Annotated in this window: 18 protein-coding genes, 1 other RNA gene and 1 pseudogene; 10 read left to right on the top strand and 10 right to left on the bottom strand. The window is 53.0% G+C overall.

The annotated features are described in order from the left end of the window. Nucleotides 1-16: 16 nt before the first annotated feature. On the bottom strand, nucleotides 17-2,617 hold the full coding sequence (acnA, locus tag EP166_RS10275; RefSeq protein ID WP_127556722.1) for an aconitate hydratase AcnA: 2,601 nt from the start codon (nucleotides 2,615-2,617) through the stop codon (nucleotides 17-19). A 336-nt stretch (nucleotides 2,618-2,953) separates the two neighbouring features. Between acnA and EP166_RS10280 the strand changes: the two genes are divergently transcribed. The 6 genes and pseudogenes from EP166_RS10280 (at nucleotide 2,954) to EP166_RS21630 (ending at nucleotide 6,253) form a co-directional block, all read left to right on the top strand. Further along, nucleotides 2,954-3,868 (top strand): GntR family transcriptional regulator, encoded by a 915-nt coding sequence (locus EP166_RS10280; RefSeq protein ID WP_127556723.1) that lies wholly within the window; start codon nucleotides 2,954-2,956, stop codon nucleotides 3,866-3,868. Between the two features lie 346 nt (nucleotides 3,869-4,214). Beyond that, nucleotides 4,215-4,571, top strand: a complete 357-nt coding sequence (locus tag EP166_RS10285; RefSeq protein WP_127556724.1) for a hypothetical protein — start codon at nucleotides 4,215-4,217, stop codon at nucleotides 4,569-4,571. After that, nucleotides 4,568-4,915, top strand: a complete 348-nt coding sequence (tnpB, locus tag EP166_RS10290; protein ID WP_127556725.1) for an IS66 family insertion sequence element accessory protein TnpB — start codon at nucleotides 4,568-4,570, stop codon at nucleotides 4,913-4,915. Before EP166_RS10285 ends, tnpB begins: the two co-directional genes overlap by 4 nt. Before the next feature lie 8 nt (nucleotides 4,916-4,923). Next, nucleotides 4,924-5,175, top strand: coding sequence for an IS66 family transposase zinc-finger binding domain-containing protein (locus EP166_RS10295; protein ID WP_127556726.1), 252 nt, complete (start codon nucleotides 4,924-4,926; stop codon nucleotides 5,173-5,175). A gap of 15 nt (nucleotides 5,176-5,190) precedes the next feature. Next, nucleotides 5,191-5,994, top strand: a pseudogene (gene tnpC / locus EP166_RS10300) (IS66 family transposase); the annotation flags it as partial. Then, a complete protein-coding gene (locus EP166_RS21630) occupies nucleotides 5,894-6,253 on the top strand; it encodes an IS66 family transposase (RefSeq protein ID WP_281276797.1) in 360 nt (119 codons plus the stop codon). The pseudogene tnpC and the gene EP166_RS21630, both read left to right, overlap by 101 nt. A 282-nt stretch (nucleotides 6,254-6,535) precedes the next feature. On the opposite strand, the gene EP166_RS10310 is transcribed toward EP166_RS21630, so the two are convergent. The 4 genes from EP166_RS10310 to smpB form a co-directional block, all read right to left on the bottom strand. Beyond that, complete coding sequence (locus EP166_RS10310) at nucleotides 6,536-6,727, bottom strand: hypothetical protein (RefSeq protein WP_127556728.1); 192 nt, start codon at nucleotides 6,725-6,727, stop codon at nucleotides 6,536-6,538. A gap of 29 nt (nucleotides 6,728-6,756) precedes the next feature. Then, a complete protein-coding gene (locus EP166_RS10315; protein WP_127556729.1) occupies nucleotides 6,757-6,966 on the bottom strand; it encodes a hypothetical protein in 210 nt (69 codons plus the stop codon). Between the two features lie 407 nt (nucleotides 6,967-7,373). After that, nucleotides 7,374-7,759, bottom strand: a transfer-messenger RNA (tmRNA) gene (gene ssrA / locus EP166_RS10320). 154 nt (nucleotides 7,760-7,913) lie between these two features. Continuing rightward, nucleotides 7,914-8,399, bottom strand: a complete 486-nt coding sequence (smpB, locus tag EP166_RS10325; protein WP_127557919.1) for an SsrA-binding protein SmpB — start codon at nucleotides 8,397-8,399, stop codon at nucleotides 7,914-7,916. 151 nt (nucleotides 8,400-8,550) lie between these two features. On the opposite strand from smpB, the gene EP166_RS10330 reads away from it, so the two are divergent. Next, on the top strand, nucleotides 8,551-8,892 hold the full coding sequence (locus EP166_RS10330) for a CidA/LrgA family protein (protein ID WP_127556730.1): 342 nt from the start codon (nucleotides 8,551-8,553) through the stop codon (nucleotides 8,890-8,892). Then, nucleotides 8,889-9,590, top strand: coding sequence for an LrgB family protein (locus EP166_RS10335; RefSeq protein WP_127556731.1), 702 nt, complete (start codon nucleotides 8,889-8,891; stop codon nucleotides 9,588-9,590). Before EP166_RS10330 ends, EP166_RS10335 begins: the two co-directional genes overlap by 4 nt. A 100-nt stretch (nucleotides 9,591-9,690) precedes the next feature. Here the strand turns inward: EP166_RS10335 and astE are convergent, their stop codons facing one another. The 5 genes from astE to EP166_RS10360 form a co-directional block, all read right to left on the bottom strand. After that, nucleotides 9,691-10,734 (bottom strand): succinylglutamate desuccinylase, encoded by a 1,044-nt coding sequence (gene astE, locus EP166_RS10340; protein WP_220432544.1) that lies wholly within the window; start codon nucleotides 10,732-10,734, stop codon nucleotides 9,691-9,693. A 42-nt stretch (nucleotides 10,735-10,776) separates the two neighbouring features. Further along, nucleotides 10,777-11,490, bottom strand: coding sequence for an ABC transporter permease (locus EP166_RS10345; RefSeq protein WP_127556732.1), 714 nt, complete (start codon nucleotides 11,488-11,490; stop codon nucleotides 10,777-10,779). Between the two features lie 2 nt (nucleotides 11,491-11,492). Beyond that, nucleotides 11,493-12,203 (bottom strand): ABC transporter permease, encoded by a 711-nt coding sequence (locus EP166_RS10350; protein WP_127556733.1) that lies wholly within the window; start codon nucleotides 12,201-12,203, stop codon nucleotides 11,493-11,495. 181 nt (nucleotides 12,204-12,384) lie between these two features. Beyond that, on the bottom strand, nucleotides 12,385-13,143 hold the full coding sequence (locus EP166_RS10355) for a transporter substrate-binding domain-containing protein (RefSeq protein WP_127556734.1): 759 nt from the start codon (nucleotides 13,141-13,143) through the stop codon (nucleotides 12,385-12,387). Nucleotides 13,144-13,400: 257 nt separating this feature from the next. Then, nucleotides 13,401-14,174: an ABC transporter ATP-binding protein gene (locus EP166_RS10360; protein ID WP_127556735.1), complete on the bottom strand. Its 774-nt coding sequence runs from the start codon at nucleotides 14,172-14,174 to the stop codon at nucleotides 13,401-13,403. Between the two features lie 1,094 nt (nucleotides 14,175-15,268). Between EP166_RS10360 and EP166_RS10365 the strand changes: the two genes are divergently transcribed. Both EP166_RS10365 and EP166_RS10370 read left to right on the top strand, forming a co-directional pair. Continuing rightward, complete coding sequence (locus EP166_RS10365) at nucleotides 15,269-16,864, top strand: ABC transporter substrate-binding protein (RefSeq protein WP_127556736.1); 1,596 nt, start codon at nucleotides 15,269-15,271, stop codon at nucleotides 16,862-16,864. Between the two features lie 245 nt (nucleotides 16,865-17,109). Further along, complete coding sequence (locus EP166_RS10370; protein ID WP_127556737.1) at nucleotides 17,110-18,120, top strand: ABC transporter permease subunit; 1,011 nt, start codon at nucleotides 17,110-17,112, stop codon at nucleotides 18,118-18,120. Nucleotides 18,121-18,133 lie beyond the last annotated feature (13 nt).

Raw genomic sequence — 18,133 nt, forward strand, 5'->3', positions numbered from 1 at the left:
ACCCCGTGCAATTGACTCAGTGAGCCTGGTTTCTGGCCAGAATGAACGGAATGGCGCCACCTGCACGTAAAAGCGCCACTTCAGCCTGGGTATCAACCTGTGCTTCGCAATTGAATTCGAGCGAGCTGCCATCTGATTGTTCGACCTTAATTGGTACGGCTGCTCGCGGGCTCAGTGCGTCTGGCTGGACATCAATGTGTATGACAGAGCCCGCATTTAGCGACAGCATGGCCGATCGGTAATTCTGCGGGATTTGCAATGGCAGGATACCCATTCCTATGAGGTTCGTGCGGTGTATGCGCTCAAAACTGATGGCAAGAACGGCTCTTATACCGAGTAGGCGCTGCCCTTTGGCCGCCCAGTCTCTTGATGAGCCCATGCCATAGCGTTCACCTGCGACAACAACGACTGAGTCGTCGTGTTCGCGATACCGCCGAGCTGCTTCTACCAGCTGGACAACTTCTCCGGTTGGGATGTGCAGGGTGTGTGCTACAGGCCCGTCGGGGGTGAGTCCATTACGAACGGCCTTGTTGTGAAAAGTCGCACGCATCATGACTTCCCAATTTCCTCGCCTGGAAGCGAAAACATTGAGGTCATCTCTAGAATCACCACGCTCGACAAGGAAGTCCGCCACATTGCTGTCTTTTGGAATCGCGCTAGCTGGAGAGATATGATCGGTGGTTACATCGTCGCCAAGTAACAATAGTGGGTAGGCTGAATAGGTGCCGAGTTGAGAGCCTTCAGTCGAGGTCGCGAAAGGTGGTCTGCGTAAGGTGGTCGATTCACTGTTCCAGGGGAACAGGGCTTGTTCAGAGGATTCCAGTGCTTGCCAGTCTGAATTCTGGCTCGCGATCAGAAAGTCTTTCTGATAAATGGTTGACTCAATACTGCTGACAATGGTCTCTACCTCCTCACTGGCTGGCCAAAGGTCGCGAAGCATCATGGGGTTGCCTTCCCTGTCGAATCCAACCGGGTTTTGTCTCAGGTTGATCTCCGCATCACCGGCTACTGCAAATGCAAGCACCATGGCCGGCGACATGATAAACCCAAGATCCAGATCTGGATGAACCCTTCCTGGAAAGTTTCGATTGCCGGACAGTATCGCCACAGGCCTGCAATGTCCGTCGATCTGGTCTTTACGGATAATTTCGGTCAGGGGGCCAGGATTACCAATGCAGGTTGTGCAGCCGTACCCGACGATGTCAAATCCAATGGCCGATAAGTCGTCCATCAGGCCCGCCTTTTTTAGGTAGTTGGCCGCCGCAGGTGACCCAGGCGCCAGCGACGTTTTTACCCAGGCTGGAGGTTTGAGCCCAGCTAAGCGAAGATTACGAGCCAACAACCCTGCAGTTATCAATAATTTGGGGTCGCTGGTATTGGTGCAACTGGTGATCGCGGCTATGGCTACCGGATGCCGGGGTAGCCGTGAACCCGGTAGGGGTTGAAAATTCAGTTTCGACAGTACATGTGCCACGTCGCCATAATCATGCAAGTCCTGTGGCCGTGTTGGGCCAGCTACGTGAATGCCTACTTGATCCAGGTCAATTTCAATGGTTTTCGTATAGGTAGGAAACGCTAACGGGTCGAACCAGAGGTCGGTAGCCTTGAAGTAACTTTCCACTAGTGAAATTAGTTCCTCAGAGCGGCCCGTAGACCGTAAATAGTCGATTGTTTGCAGGTCAACACCAAAGTAGCCGGTTGTTGCACCGTATTCTGGTGCCATGTTTGCGATCACCGATCGATCACCCGCCGTCAAGGCACTCACCCCAGGCCCGAAAAACTCCACAAATTGCCCTGTTACGTCCAGTTCTCTCAACCGTTTGGTGACAACCAGGGCCAGATCTGTTGCCTGAGTGCCTGCCTGTAACTTTCCGACCAGCCTGACGCCTACAACCTCTGGTAATCGCAGCATTAGCGGTATACCGAACATCACCATTTCTGCTTCGAGCCCGCCAACACCCCAGCCCAGTACGCCTATGCCATTGATCATTGGAGTATGGCTATCCGTACCGATCATCATATCCGGTGCAAGCCAGACACTGTCTTCACGAGCATCATAGGTTACCACCGTAGCCAGCTGCTCAAGGTTTATGGTATGCATGATACCGGTACCAGGAGGGTGAATCCGTACGCCTTCCAATGCCTGTGAAGCCCATTTAAGAAACCGGTAGCGCTCGTTATTTCGACGAATCTCGTGTTGCAGATTTTCCTGTACAGCGGTGCGACTTGCATAGGCTTCAACAGCGACGGAGTGATCAATTGACACATCAACCGGCAGCATAGGTCTTAATGCACTGGGGTCCCCGCCAGCTTCAGCTACTGCGTCTCTCATGGCAGCAATATCAACCAGAGCCGGCGTACTTGTTGTGTCATGCATCAGTATTCGGCCAGGACGGTAAGGAATCTCTGCTGAACTTGAACCTCCAGACAGCCAGGTTTCGATGGCTTTGGCGGCCTCTTCCCGCTCTAGCCCGGTGGCTGTGCGAAGTACATTTTCAAGCAGGAGTCTCAGCACTATGGGCAATTGGGTCAGTTTGTCGCCAAAGCACTGCTTCAGATCAACGTAATTGAACACCTGGTTGCCTGTGTTTAAAGAGCCGGTGGCATCTGTAATCATAGAAATGCATTGTCCTGTTGTTTCTAATTCTGACATTAGTCTGCAACGTCACTCAAACACTGGTTGATTGACACGCCAGCAAGTGTGGCTAGACTTCAAAATCTGTGTGTGCATCAGATAACCGCTTGCTAAGGTAGCCCTGATTTATTGTATTTTTTGAAACAGTAATACAAAAAGTAGGCTTGAGCAATTAGTTTTTCGGCTGTAAGGACCAAATTATGGGTGTTTTAGTTGTTCTGTGTGGTATTTCCGAGGGAATAAAAATAATGTAGAGTAACCAGATATTTGGTAGTCAAGTCTGAGCGGGTCAGGCTTGCAGCAAGGCGCTATTCGCATATGACGACATCAATTAAAAAATCAAGATCGACAGAACTGCTTGCGAAAAACATCTATAAAATGATCTACGACAAGGGGTATGAGCCAGGTAGTCATTTACCTGAGTCCTACTTTGCCGAACAGTTAAAAGTGTCAAGAACACCGGTCCGATCGGCGTTTCAGTTTCTGGCAGAGAGCGGGTGTCTTCGGAAAGAGCCGAACAAGGGTTTCTTCCTGATACGCGCTGAAAAATCCAGCCCATTGTATCAAGAGGCAGTGTTGCATCAGGGGGAAGGTTCACTACCCCAAATCTGTTTTACCATAGCGCGTGATTATTTGAGAGGACAGCTTTCGGCTACCTTCACGGATGCGGATATCGCTAAACAGTACAACACGACCCGAAGTGTGGCCCAAACCGCCACTACTGCCATGGAGGCTGAGGGCTGGATTCGACGGCTAATCGGGTACGGGTGGGAATTCAATGATTTTCTTACTTCTCGTGAGACGTATGATCAATGCTTCCGCTATCGAATATTGATAGAGCCAACAGCATTGCTTGAGCCTACCTATTCGGTTGATTTGACATTGTTTCGCCAATTGCGACTTATGCAGGAGCAGCGATTAAAAGATGGAGCAGAAAAGCAGAGCGATGGTGAAATGTATAAGCGAGGCAGTTATTTTCACGAGAGTATTGTCGCTTGCTCAAATAACAACTTCCTGTTTGAGGGGATAAAACGGGCTAATAGGCTCCGCCGACTGATTGAATACAATATTTATTCACATCGCGAGTCTTCCAAAGTTGAGTGTGAAGAACACATTCACATCCTGGATATTATTGAATCAGGAAACCTGAGAGATGCGTCCAAATATTTGACTCGGCACTTAGAGAGAGCGCGTGACGAGAAAATCGCTATTATCGAAAAATTCCTGCCATGACAAATACGGGATATGCCCGATTTGAAGTGCTCGGTATTTCTAAGGCTCTCAAACTATAGTGGATAAGAAATTCGAACAGGTATACAAACAAGTAGCTGGCTACCGCGACAGCTACTTATCAGGTTTGCACCACAACCACTGCCACTGCTGCCGGTTTTCTGACAGAAATGGAAAGTGTTCTATTAGACTATAAACAACTGAATATGCTGACTATTTCAGGCGTTAATTTAATGAGCAATACCATGGCTAACGATAATAGAATAACAGTAACCTCTCCACAAACCACATCTAAAGATGCTCAGTCTAATGCGATAGCGTGGCCTCTGTTCACTCAACGGAGACTACCATGAGCAATAGCCCTCTAACCCCCAAGCAAGCGTACTACCTGAAACAGCTCCAAGATACTGAAGCTAATGGCCAGTCCATGAAAGCACTGGCCAAACAACTGAGCATCCGGATCGATGCGATCTACAACTACCGCTATACCTTGCGCAAAAAGGGCTGGCTCGTGCCGGTAGAGCATGCATCCTGTCGCGTAAAAAGTGCGGACTCGTCTATTGTGGCGGTCCCGAGCACAACGTCCACGAGTTCAATACCGGACGCTGGCATTGAACTCAAAACACAACTGGCCAATGGCCAACCGGTCTGGATGACTGTACCGGCGAGCCGGTTACGCGCTGTCCTGGCTGCGTTGTCATCATGAGGCCTCGGCAATGGCCAGTGGAGCAGGTGTTTGTCTATCGCGAACCATGCGACATGCGCAAGAGCATTGACGGCCTGGTCGAGCTGGAAGTGGAATTGTCTCCGTTCCAACCCGCCCTGTTCGTGTTCTGCAATCGCCAGCGCGACAAAGTGAAGCTGCTGTACTGGGAAACCAACGGCTTTGTGCTCTGGTACAAGCGTCTTGAAAAACAACGCTTCAAGTGGCCCAAGCAGCTATCAGAACTGACCATCCAACAGTTCAGTTGGCTGCTGGATGGCATCGACATCGAACGGTTGACGCCGCATTCCCCGCTGAACTTTAACACTGTTATGATCCCGGCTTAACGGGCTTTGTGATAATCTGGGCGCATGAATTACGACGCCCAGACACTCGCCACAAGGCCTCTGGTCGCAAGCCCCTGCCGGACGACCTACCCCGTGAAGTCATCGAACAAAACCTCCCGGAAGCCGATAAAGTGTGTGACTGTGGCCAACCCAAAGCACGCATCGGCGCCGAGACCAGTGAACGGCTGGAGTTCATTCCGGCCAAGCTCTACGTCGAACACCACGTGCGTCATCTGTATGCCTGCCCGTGCTGTGAATAACGGGGCGTCCAGACGGCAGATAGACCGGCCAGCTTGCTGCCAAAGAGCAACGCCGGACCCGGCCTGCTGGCGTACACTCTGGTCAGCAATTTCCAGGACAGTGTCCCACTGCACCGCCAATCGAACATCCTAGCCCGTCACGGCATTGATATCCCGCGCAACACCCTGGCGCGTTGGCACATCCAGGCCAGCGACAAGGTTGGGCCGCTGATCGAGCGGTTCGAAGCGACCCTAAAAACCGCCCAGGTCATCCTGATGGATGAAACCCGACTGCAGGTCAACAAGGAACCCGACAAAAACCCTGGCAGCCAATCCTACATGTGGGTCCGACGCGGGTTATCACCCCCGGATGAACACGGCCGAAGGCCGGATGTTACTCTCTATCATTACAGCCCGAGCCGAAGCGGAGCCATCGCCGCGCAGTTGTTGCGGGGTTACCAGGGTGTGCTGGTCACAGATGGTTATGCCGGCTACAACAAAACCGCCGAACTGTATGGCTTGCAGCATGGACACTGCTGGGCACATGCACGGCGCAAGTTCATTGACGCTGAAAAGGCATTACCCAAGGGCAAAAAAAGCCCGGCGATCACGGCCATCCTGGCTGAGATCAGTAAGCTCTACGGTGTTGAAAAGCAACTCCAGCCGCTGCCACCGGTAGCAAAAGCAGGCCATCCGGCAGCAGGAAGCCACGCCGATACTGGAAAAGCTCTATCAGAACCTGGAGAAAAAGCAGCATTCAGTGACACCGAAAAGCAAACTGCGTATAGCGATCAACTATGCGCTGAACCAGCGGCATGGTCTGATGCATTATCTGGATAATGGCGCTATGCCCATCGACAACAACGGTGCAGAAAACGCAATAAGACCGTTCATTGTGGGGCGCAAAAACTGGTTGTTCAGTGACACAGTCAACGGGGCCAAAGCTAGTGCTGTGCGGTACTCGATCATGGAAACGGCGAAGGCCAATGGCCTGGAACCTTACCACTATCTGAAGCGGGTCTTTGAGCAGCTGCCGCTGGCTACATCTGATGATGAGATCGATGCATTACTGCCATGGAACATTGACTTAACAGCTTAGTGAGATCATGGGGTTAATGGATCGCTTACCATTGTTCAGACTTTTACTGAAATCGACACCACAAGACTCTTTGATGCTTGAATGGGCTCTAAAGTCGGTATTTGAGCGGAGCAGTATGTACTCTAATAAAATTGTGAACCTATGTTGTCGAAGGTCAAACTTGGCAGAGGGGAGGATTTGGAGAGTCACGCATACAGCATATCTATCTCTAATATATTTATGATAGCTTTAATATATGAAACGGAATGGTGTTCCTGAAGTGCTGTTGCTCGCTTTTTTGTACTACTTTATTTTAACAATACCAATCCTGGTGCCCAGTGCTGTAGTAAATTCATATTTGAATCCACTTTGCTGTGTCTTTCCCGTTTGTACATCGGTTACCTCAAATGTAGATACTTTTGAGGCGGTCTGCTCCCCGTTCTTGATTTCTACGGCTTCTTCTAAAGACACTTTAAGACTGTCAAATATACTCATATTGTCACCAAGGTCTGTCAAAACACCTACTATGGTTCCTGCACATTAGAGCGTTCTTCTGAATCAGAACAGTCAACCCATACCGAATCAAATGGCTGCTCATAGCTTAAGACCGAGCCTTTGAGGCGCTCTAACGGTGTAAGTTCTTGCGGAAGCAGTTTGGCTAGTTCGTCGGCTTGGGCGGACTCAGCGTCAAGATCCTCTAATAACTCCTGCTCAGTGTACACTTTCTTTTTCATAGGACCCTTCCGCGCATCGGAGCCAAAACCATGACTATCATATTAGCAGGCAACTGGATTGACAGCTATCTGGCAACTGTTTTGCCCGGCTCCCAAAAAACTTGAAGGTTCTCGAATGGGGGGAAGTGTAAACAGCTTATTGAAAGCAGCAATGGGAGGGGAATACCGTCATCTGGATGTGGCTCAAACAGCCGAAGAAACTTCTAGAAGATGACCGCTTGGTCAGGTTAATGACAGAGTATGCTGGCATAACCCAAAATTATTAATCATTACTTACAGCATACGATGTCAAAAATAGGTAACTCATTGATATTAAAAGGCCACCCTGGTCGTTTACAGCATACTTTGTCATTTTGTGACAAGGTATGCTGTAAACGACACCCCTGAGGGTGGCCCTTTTTTTTGATTGGTGGAGGCGGCGGGAATCGAACCCGCGTCCGCAAGCCCTCTACTCTCGGTCCTACATGCTTAGTCACTTCTTTAATTTACCCTTGCCGTTACCGAAGGACAGGTGCGACTCGGGGAGCCTGGAATTAGGTTTTAGCAGCTCCGGCCCAGACAACCTTACACTGCGATCCTGAATTATTGACAGTCAGCAGCCCCGTTCAGGCACAGGACAGTGACCGCCGGACCGGTTAATGGGTCCAGTTTGAAGGATTATGCGGCTAGCGCGTAACCTTCGTAGTTGTCATCGTTTGCAACTATGAGTTTGCAGCTTTGGTTTTACGAGATTGGCTACCATCTCGGCATGCACCTTGAGCTTTGTAACCCGCGTCGAAGCCATGTCGCCCCCGAAACTGGTGTGTCATTCATCCGTGATGACCAAACTCTGGTGGTTCTTCCTGACTTTCTAAAACGTAATGCAATTTCTCTACAACCCATTAAATGGTGCCGAACCATCACAGTTCAAGCCCCTTTCAGCAGCCCTACAGTTTAACACGAAGGCGTCAGGTATTATACGCCTTCAGCACCCGCTGCTTCTGCCGGCCCCATTCGCGTTCCTTGATAGTGGCCCGCTTATCGTGCAATTTCTTGCCTTTTACCAGGGCAATGTCGGCCTTGACCTTGTTTTTCTTCCAGAACAGAGACAAACAGACCGCTGTATAGCCATCCTGCTCGGACTGGCGGGAGATTTTATCGATCTCCTTGCGGTTGAGCAGCAGCTTGCGAGTGCGCGTAGGATCGGCAATCACGTGGGTTGAGGCGGCTTCCAGCGGTGAAAAATGGGCACCGATCAGCCAGGCCTCGTTGTCCTTGAAGATGACGTAGCTGTCGACCAGCTGTGCCTTGCCTGCGCGCAGGCTTTTGACTTCCCAGCCCAACAGTACCAGCCCGGCCTCATACTTTTCTTCGATATGATATTCGTGGCGGGCTCGTTTATTCTGGGCGATGGTACCGCCTGTGTGGACGGTGCTTTTCTTGGATTTGCTCATGGCGCGCATTATACCGCCCTTCCCCCGGGCGGGCGCAAGCGCTTGATGAGAGGAATTCATTCTGTGAATCAATCAGTTGCGGCATTTGCGCTGATCCGATACCGGGTTTCAGGCACACTGACCCCGGATCGACTGTTTAAAGGGTAAGACGATGGTTCTGGGTTTTCTGGTATTGCTGGTCTACTGGCTCGCGGGCGAGGCGGTATCGCAGTGGATCGGCTGGCCAATTCCGGGCAACGTGGTCGGGCTGGTGCTGCTGTGGGTCACCCTGACCATCATCCGCAAGGTGCCCAAACCGGTGGCCGAAGCCAGTAAAATGCTGATCCGCTACCTGACCCTGCTGTTCGTACCCGCTGGCGTGGGGCTGATTGAACACTGGGACCGGCTAATGAGCAATGGCCACTGGATGCTGCTGATCATCGCCGCCAGCACCGCCCTCTCGGCCCTGGCCATGGTCGGCATCTTCCGTCTGTTTCGGGTTAAAAACACATGAATGTCTCGATTGATCTGTTGCTGGCCATCAGCATGACACTGGGTATCTACCTGTTGGCGGAACAACTGTACCGTCGGGCCGGTCGGTCGGCTCTGGTTCACCCGGTAATCGTCAGTATCTTCTCCATCATGGGTCTGATAACCCTGCTCGGCTGGGATTACCCGCAATATCAACGCGATACCCAGATGATCCACTTCCTGCTCGGCCCGGCTACCGTGGCCCTGGCGGTGCCACTGCACGAGAACATGGCGCTGATTCGCAAAATGGCGATGCCCTTGCTGGTTGCCTGCTTCACCGGTGCATTAGTAGCCGCCGGCAGTGCGGTGATCCTGTCCGACCTGATCACGGGCGATGATGTGCTGTCGCTGAGCATGAGCGGCAAGTCGATCACCACGCCTATCGCCATCGGCATGGTTGAAAACGTTGGCGGCAGTGGCTCGCTGGCGGCCGGACTGGTGTTGCTGACTGGTGCCATTGGCACGTTGATGCTCCCGACACTCATGCGCTTTTGCAAACTGGACGATCATGCTCTGTACGGTTACGTACTGGGCCTCACGGCCCATGGTTTCGGCACGGCCCAGGCGTTTGAAAAGTCAGCGACCTGCGGTGCCTTTGCGGGGCTTTCGATGAGTCTCACCGGCGTTGTGACCGCTTTTCTGGTGCCGCCGCTGGTGCCTTACTGGATGACCGGGCTTTAGCTCAAGTTTCGAAGTTCGAGTGACCTGAGAGGCATTGGTCTGCGCCGGATACCGGGTATGCCCCTGGGCGAACTTCGAAACTTGAGCCTTGAGACCCGCGTCAGCGACGAATTTTAAGCATCAGGCCAGCGCGCTGCCCCACCGGGACTTTGGGGTTTGGAAACACAATGTATTCGGGTTCGTCGCCCACCCGGTATTCCTGGTCGCCATCGCGCCAGATCAGAGTACCGGGGGCGTAGTCGGTAAAGTTGAGGGCATCGTCCGGGATGAAGAACTCCCAGGTGTCGCTGGTAACGTCTATGGAGTGGCACACTTCGAATTCGGCGACCGGTCGCTTGGGCTCGGCTGGCAGGGGCTCGCCGGCCACCAGTTCACGTAACGCGTAGTCGATGCCGCTGTAGCGACTGAGGTCGTTTTCGCCAAAGGGTTTGACCGACCCCAGTTCCAGCGTGAAACTCTCGGCGCCGTATCGCAGCGATGAAAAGGAGGAGAAGGTGTTCGCTTCTTTTTGCTGCAGCAGAACGGTTTCGATGTCTGCCCGGGCCAAAAAACCCTTTTGCTCATCCGGCAACTCACGGCCCGCCACATAGGGATAAACCGCAAAGCGTTCGCGCTTGCTGCCCCGAATGGCGGTGTGCAGATCGTAGTGGAATCGTTTGGTGACGGTTACCGGCTCTTCAGCAAAAAAATTGGCAACGTAGGCCTCCAGTTTGGCGGCACGTTTTACCTCTTTCAGTGTGGTGTCGTACTGCTGCCAGTCACCGGTGAAGAGGCGGTTCATGTTGACCTCAACAAAGCGCTGGGCAATGCTCATTGACCAGGGGTTACCCATAATGAACAGCACCCGTTGCCCGGCTTTTTGCTCCTCTTCCAGAATATCCCGTACGATGTCGCGCACCAGCTCAATGGGCGCGGTTTCGTTACCGTGCACGGCACAGGAAATAACGACCGATGTGTCACAAGCCGTATTCGGCTCAACCCGCAACACGCCACAGTCGAGCAGGGTAACTTCGGTACCCGCTGACAGAATAGAAAACTCAGGGCTGACGGTGTCGTCGGCCGTTGCCAGGGTGTGCTGCAGAAAATCGGTATGAGCCCCGAACATGGAATGGTTGTCTCCGGTGAATTGCAAAAAAGGCCGCATAGGCGGCCTGGTCTCAGATAGTTGTCGGCACGTTAAAAACCATCAGCGCGGGCGCAAATGCCCCAGCAAACGTTTTTCCAGCTGCTTGAATACACCCAGAATACCGAAGGTCAGTATCAGGTAGATGCAGGCGACAAAGATAAAGGCCGGAAATGGCGCATAGTATTGCGCGTAAATATTACGGGCAGCACCCAGCAAATCAATGATGGTCACGACCGATGCAATGGCACTGGCATGCAACATGAAAATCACTTCGTTGCTGTAAGCCGGGATCGCCCGGCGGAAGGCACTGGGCAGCACAATGCGACGCATTCTTCTGGCCCAGCTCATGCCATAGGCCTTGGCGGCTTCAATTTCACCCCGCGGTGTTGCCTCGATGGCGCCGCGGAAAATTTCGGTGGTGTAAGCCGCCGTGTTCAGTACAAAGGCAATCAGTGCCGGGTAGAAGGCACCCCGGAAGATTTCCCACCAGAAAGTATCCTGAATACCGTCAATCAGTGTTACCCCGTAGTAAATCATATACAGCTGTACCAGTAAGGGTGTACCCCGAAACACGTAGGTATAGACCCACACCGGACGGCTGAGCCAGGGGTTGTCTGACGCGCGCATTATCGCCAGTGGCACTGCGATGACCAGACCAATAATGAGTGACAGGAAAACCAGCTGGACCGTTGTCACCAAACCACCCCAATACTGCATAAGGGTGTTGGGTGTAAAAATATCGTTGCTTTCGAGTAAGGCAATGAGTGCATCCATAATCAGCTGCCTCCCTTAACAACGCCAGCGCTGTATTTGTTGTTGAGCAATTTGAAAATGATGTCGGAGAGAGCGGCGATGGCCAGGTAAACAATGGCAACGGGTATGAGGAATTTGAAGGGTGATCCGGTGGATTTTGCGGCTTCACTGGCCAGCCTCACCATGTCAGCCAGACCGATCACACTCACCAGTGCAGTCGTTTTCAAGAGAACCTGCCAGTTGTTGGCAATGCCGGGAATTGCGTGACGCATCATCTGTGGAAACATGATGCGTGAAAATACTTTCCAGCCGCTCATGCCGTAGGCTTTGCCAGCTTCAATCTGGCCATTTTCAACCGCCATAAAGGCACCGCGAAACGTCTCGGACATATAGGCACCAAAAATAAATCCAATGGTCAGTACGCCCGCAGTGAACTCATTGAACTGGGGGTATGGCAGGTTGAACCCCAAATCATAATTCAAGTAGTCCAGAATGCTGTTCAGGGCGATCTGGCCACCAAAAAACAGCAGCATCATCCAGACGAGGTCGGGTACGCCACGAATCAGCGTGGTGTAAAAGGTTGCCACTCCTTTCGCCAGCCGGTTACGGGACATTTTGCCCCAGGCACCCATCAAACCGAGAAACACGGCCAGAACCAGCGAGAAGACAGCCAGCTCCAACGTAATGATGGCGCCACCAAATATGGAAGGGCCATAGCCTTCGAAATCAAACACAGGCGTTACTCTTCGTTGGTTGTTGTTTTACTGAGTTGCTTGGTCTGCCTACGCAACAGCATCATTCAATCCTGTTAACGGACTGACACCCTGTGAAGCAGGCCGAGCAACACATGAAGGGCCGGCTGACACCGGCCCTTCGCACAAACACAAAATGAAAACGTCTTGTCAGACGGGTTCGTTACAGTTTGATGTCGATGTCAAAATACTTCTGCATGATGGTGTCGTAGGTACCATCGTTCTTCAGTTGCTCAAGTGCCGCACTGACTTGCTCTTCCAGAGCGGTATCGCGCTTACGGAATGCAGCGCCTACGCCTTCACCAAAGATGCGTGTCGGCTCTTTGATGAAATCGCCAACCTGGGATACTTCATCGTTGCCGTCCAGCATTTCGATGCCAACCGGGGCATCGATGAACATGGCGTCCAGACGGCCGCCTTGCAGGTCAACAATCATGTCGTCAGCGGTGGTGTAACGAACCACTTCAGCATCGGTCAGGAATTCAGTGACGTAGGTGTCCTGAATGGTGGCCCGCTGAACACCAACGCGCTTGCCGTCGCTGCTGTCGGGGTTAAAGCCGTTGCCATCCGGTGCAAAAAACGCAGAGGGAGTTGTGTAGTAAGGGTCTGAAAACAGAACGCGCTTCTGGCGCTCTTCGTTGATCGACATGGATGAGAAAATCATGTCGTATTTGCGAGCCAGCAGACCCGGGATAATACCGTCCCATGCCTGAACAACCCACTCACAGTCGTTGCCGGATACGATCTGGCACACTTCATTGCCCAGTTCAATTTCGAAACCGGTCAGTTCACCATCCGGTGCACGGTATTCAAACGGCGGGTAAGGTGCATCCACGCCCACACGAATGGTGTCCCAGCTTTCGGCCGATACGGCAGAGGTCATTGCGAGCATACCCGCAACAGCAATTAACGTTTTTTTCATTATGGTTGACTCCAGTGTTGTCATTCGATCAGGTGGTTCCTGATTCCTAGTATGAGATGGCTTGCGCCGCCTCTCTTTCATCATCCCATCGTCCATAACATTGGGCACAACCGGACAGGTTGCGTTGGTATCCGGCGCGATCGGATACCGGACACATCCTGTGTCCATACCAGCTACCGCTGATCATACTGGTTAACCGCCCCCAATACGCGAAGCGGCTAATGCTTTCCGGTCGCCGCTGAATGCAGCGCCCGGAATCAGTAATTCGGTGCAATAAATTGTTTGAAGCGTTCGGATTTCGGGTTGGTGAACACCTCTTTCGGGTCGCCATACTCTTCAATTTTGCCCTGGTGCAGATACATCACCTTGTTCGAGACATCCTGGGCGAACGCCATCTCATGGGTAACGACCACCATGGTGCGTCCTTCTTCCGCCAGGGCCCGCATTACTTTGAGCACTTCGCCTACCAGCTCAGGGTCGAGGGCCGAGGTCGGTTCATCAAAGAGCATCACCTCCGGATTCATCGCCAGCGCCCGGGCAATGGCGGCCCGTTGTTGCTGGCCACCCGACATGTGGGCCGGGTAGTAGTTGCGCCGGTCGTACAAGCCAACCCGGTTCAAATGCTCTTCGGCCCGCTCGATGGCTTCTTTTTTACTGATGCCAAGCACATGGACCGGTGCTTCGATGATGTTCTCCATCACCGTCATGTGCGCCCAGAGGTTGAACCCCTGAAACACCATGGACAGCTGGGCACGCATCTTTTCAACCTGACGCATGTCGGCAGGTTCACGCTCGCCGCGACGATTGGTCTTGAACGCCACTTTCTCACCGTGCACCTGAATGTCACCTGAAGTAGGGATCTCAAGCATGTTGATGCAACGCAGAAAGGTACTTTTACCCGACCCGGAAGACCCAATGACGGAAATAACATCGCCTTTGTGCGCTTCCAGTGAAATGCCCTTGAGGACTTCCAGCTCACCAAAACACTTGTGTATGTCGGTGGCTATCAGCGGGGCTACTTGCTGACCCATTGTGGTCTCCTGATCCGTTTCTGCCTGCGGTACCTGCCGGATGTTTGTGCTTGAGTGGCACTGGACATCTGAGGCCGGCAGAACTGATTACTTTTTATGCGTTTTTGTTGCTGGCATTTTGAATAAGCCCGGAGGCCAATGCAAAACATTATCGCACCCAGGGTTGTGGTTGTGCGACATGCGCTTGACTTCGGGGGATTCACCGGCCTGTTTCGCGACAGCCAGGCCAGCATGAGCAAGGCTACTCGTTAAACCATTCGCTCAGCGCGTGCCGGGAGGCAGCATAGAAACCGCGCTGACTGGTCCAGGCATCGGCCAAGGCAACATCCACACAGGGATGGCAGGCAGGGGTCGATGCTTGATGCAATGCTAGATACCGCAATGAATTCGCCTCTTGAACGCTGTGCGCCCTAATACAAAACACCACTAACAGAGCGCTGTTACTGCAAAGCCACCAAAACGTCGTTACCGACAGAGGGGTGGCCATGGTCCCAATCACTGCATTGTTTCGCAACGCCGGTTCCGTACCCGGGGTGCCAGTACCCTTTAAACCCGCTCTAATTGGCATCAATTTTCGCCACTGCGGCCAAAAATTCAATGCTGCCAGCCTTCCCTTGCCTCGTCTTGCCTCAGACAAAGCAAAGTGCGGACCACATCCCGAGCCATTTAACCTTAGTCGAAAACTGGCCGCTAAAACACTCCAGAGCCCCTAAACTTTTACAACTTTGAGACATAAAGGCGGCAATCTGACGTGACGGCACCCGGAAAAATTTAGCATTTCCTGACTGGTTGCCCTATTTTAAACCCTGCTTTATGCTCAGGCACCACAGTTGACCATGAGTACGGTTATATCGACCACTGGCGTCGGTTCTGATTTGACGTGTCAGGTACACGACAAAGCCTGCCCCGCACCGGTTGCGGGAACTCGTACGGTGGTTGCAACACCAACTGTCAGCCTGTGCCTCGGCGTGGTCTCATTCTTGCTGAAGCGATGGTTCCCCGGCGTTCTTCCTCACAGAACGACGGGTCAAAGGCCGCTGATGATCATAGTCATGACCGACAGCGGCTTACATAATAAAAGGAGAGAAATAACAATGAAGAAAAGTCTGTCACTCTTTGCCGGCGCTGCACTGGCCACGGCAATGGCGTCTACCGCTGCTGCGGACACCTTTGTGTATTGCTCGGAAGCGAGCCCTGAAGGCTTTAACCCGGCTTTTTACACCTCTGGCACTACCTTTGACGCCTCTTCGCGCACCATGTTTAACCGCCTGGTTGAGTTTGAGCGCGGCGGCACATCTGTCGTGCCGGGCCTGGCTGAAAGCTGGGAGATTTCCGACGACGGTCTGACTTACACCTTCAACCTGCGCGAAGGCGTCAAGTTTCACGCCCGTTCAGACTTCCGTCCGAGCCGCGAATTCAACGCTGAAGACGTTGTGTTCAGCTTTGAACGTCAGATGAACGAAGACCACCCGTTCCATAGTGTCAGCAACCAGGATTATGCCTACTTTGGCTACATGGGTATGGCCGACGCGATCGATTCAATCGAAGCACCGGATGATTACACCATTGTCTTCAACCTAAGCGCCCCGAACGCCACCTTCCTGGCCAACCTGGCCATGGACTTCGCCTCCATTCACTCGGCCGAATACGCCGATGCGATGATGGATGCGGGCACCCCAAGCCAAGTCGATATTACACCGATCGGTACCGGCCCATTCATTCTGGCTCAGTATCGTAAAGACTCTGTGATTCGCTATGTGCGTCACAATGCTTACTGGGAAGGTGCGGCTGATATCGAGCGTCTGGTGTTCTCCATTACTCCTGATGCCAGCGTTCGTTACGCCAAGCTGCGTGCCGGCGAATGTCACCACATGGTGTATCCGAACCCGTCCGATGTTCAGGCCATGCAAGATGACCCGAACATCAACGTGCTGTCCCAGCCTGGTCTGAACGTCGGCTATCTGGCCTTCAACACCCAGAAAGCCCCGTTCGACAATGACCTCGTTCGTCAGGCTCTGAACATCGCAACCAACAAAGAAGCGATTCTGGATGCGGTCTATCAGGGCGCTGGCCAGGTTGCCAAGAACCCGATCCCACCAACCATGTGGTCGTACAACGAAAACGTCGTCGATTATGACTACGATCCGGAATACGCCCGTCAGTTGCTGGCCGAAGCTGGCTTCCCGGACGGTTTCGAAACCGACATCTGGGCCATGCCTGTACAGCGTCCGTACAACCCGAATGCACGCCGTATGGCCGAGCTGATTCAGGCAGACTGGGCAGCCGTCGGTGTTGACGCTGAAATCGTATCCTTCGAGTGGGGCGAGTATCTGCAACGCACCCAGGATGGCGAACATGAAACCATGATGCTTGGCTGGACCGGCGACAACGGTGACCCGGATAACTTCCTGAACACCCTGCTGGGCTGTCAGGCGGCTGAAACCGGCGGTAACCGTGCGTTCTGGTGTGACGAAGAGTTCAACTCTCTGGTTGACCAGGCTCTGCGTACACCCGTCACAGAAGAACGGACCGCTCTGTACGAGGAAGCTCAGGTTGTATTCAAGGCTGCCGCGCCCTGGATCACCATTGCTCATTCGGTGGTCTTCGAGCCCGTTCGTCCTGAAGTACAGGGCTACGTCATGAGCCCGTTCGGTTCGCACTCGTTCTACGGGGTTAGCCTCGCAGACTGAGTCAACACCTGACAGTTAAGACGTCTCTATCAGGGCGGCAGACCATCTGCCGCCCTTTCTTGTTTAATAACCGCTGTCATCACCGCTGGGTGATGCAGGCACCGGCACCTACCCGGTACCGGCTCAAGCACTGCTCCGGGCCGTGATCCCCGGTTCATTGCATAAAGCAGAAACCAGCTCGCCTGACCCTCTGGTTTCATTCCCGAAATGGCCAAGCACCCATTTCAGGTTGGAGAATAGACTCAATGCTACAATTTTTACTACGCCGTCTGGGCATGGTGATACCCACCTTCATCGGGGTATCGCTTTTCACCTTTGCGCTTATTTATCTGATCCCCGGTGATCCGATCACCATCATGGGGGGCGAACGCGGATTCGGGCCCGAACAACGGGCGGAACTTGAGGCCATGCTGGGCCTGGACAAGCCGATCTGGCAACAGTATTTCATCTATCTGGGCAATGTTCTTCAGGGTGACCTGGGCACCTCCTATGTGACTCGCCAGCCAGTAATGTCAGAGTTTATGTCATTGTTTCCGGCGACCATTGAACTGACTGTATGCGCCGCCATCTTCGCGGTCATCACCGGACTTACCCTGGGCATCCTCGCTGCCATCAAGCGTGGCGGGCTGCTCGACCACACCGTTATGACCATCTCGCTCACTGGCTATTCAATGCCGATTTTCTGGTGGGCCCTGCTGTTGATCCTGTTGTTCTCCGTCAACCTCGGCTGGACACCGGTTTCTGGCAGGCTGGACGTCATGTTCTGGGTCGACGAAGTAACCGGGTTCATGCTAATCGATACGTTGCTATCGGACGAAGACGGCGCCTTTATCTCGGCGCTGAGCCATCTGGTGCTGCCGTCCATTGTACTCGGCACCATCCCCATGGCGGTTATTGCGCGGATGACCCGCTCCTCCATGCTCGAGGTACTGGGTGAAGACTATATTCGGACCGCTCGGGCCAAAGGCTTGTCGAAGCGGCGCATCATCGTCAAACACGCGCTGCGCAATGCGTTGATTCCGGTCATCACCGTTATGGGGCTGCAAGTCGGCCTGTTGCTCAGCGGTGCCATTCTGACCGAGACCATTTTTGCCTGGCCAGGCATTGGCAAGTGGCTGATTGAATCGATCGGGCGACGCGATTACCCGGTGGTTCAGGGTGGCCTGCTGCTGATTGCCACCATCATCATTCTGGTCAACCTGCTGGTCGACCTCATGTATGGCGTGGTGAACCCGCGCGTACGTCACAGCAAGTAAGGAGCCAGCACAT

The sequence above is a fragment of the Saccharospirillum alexandrii genome (genome assembly GCF_004000275.1).
GTDB lineage: Bacteria > Pseudomonadota > Gammaproteobacteria > Pseudomonadales > Natronospirillaceae > Saccharospirillum > Saccharospirillum alexandrii.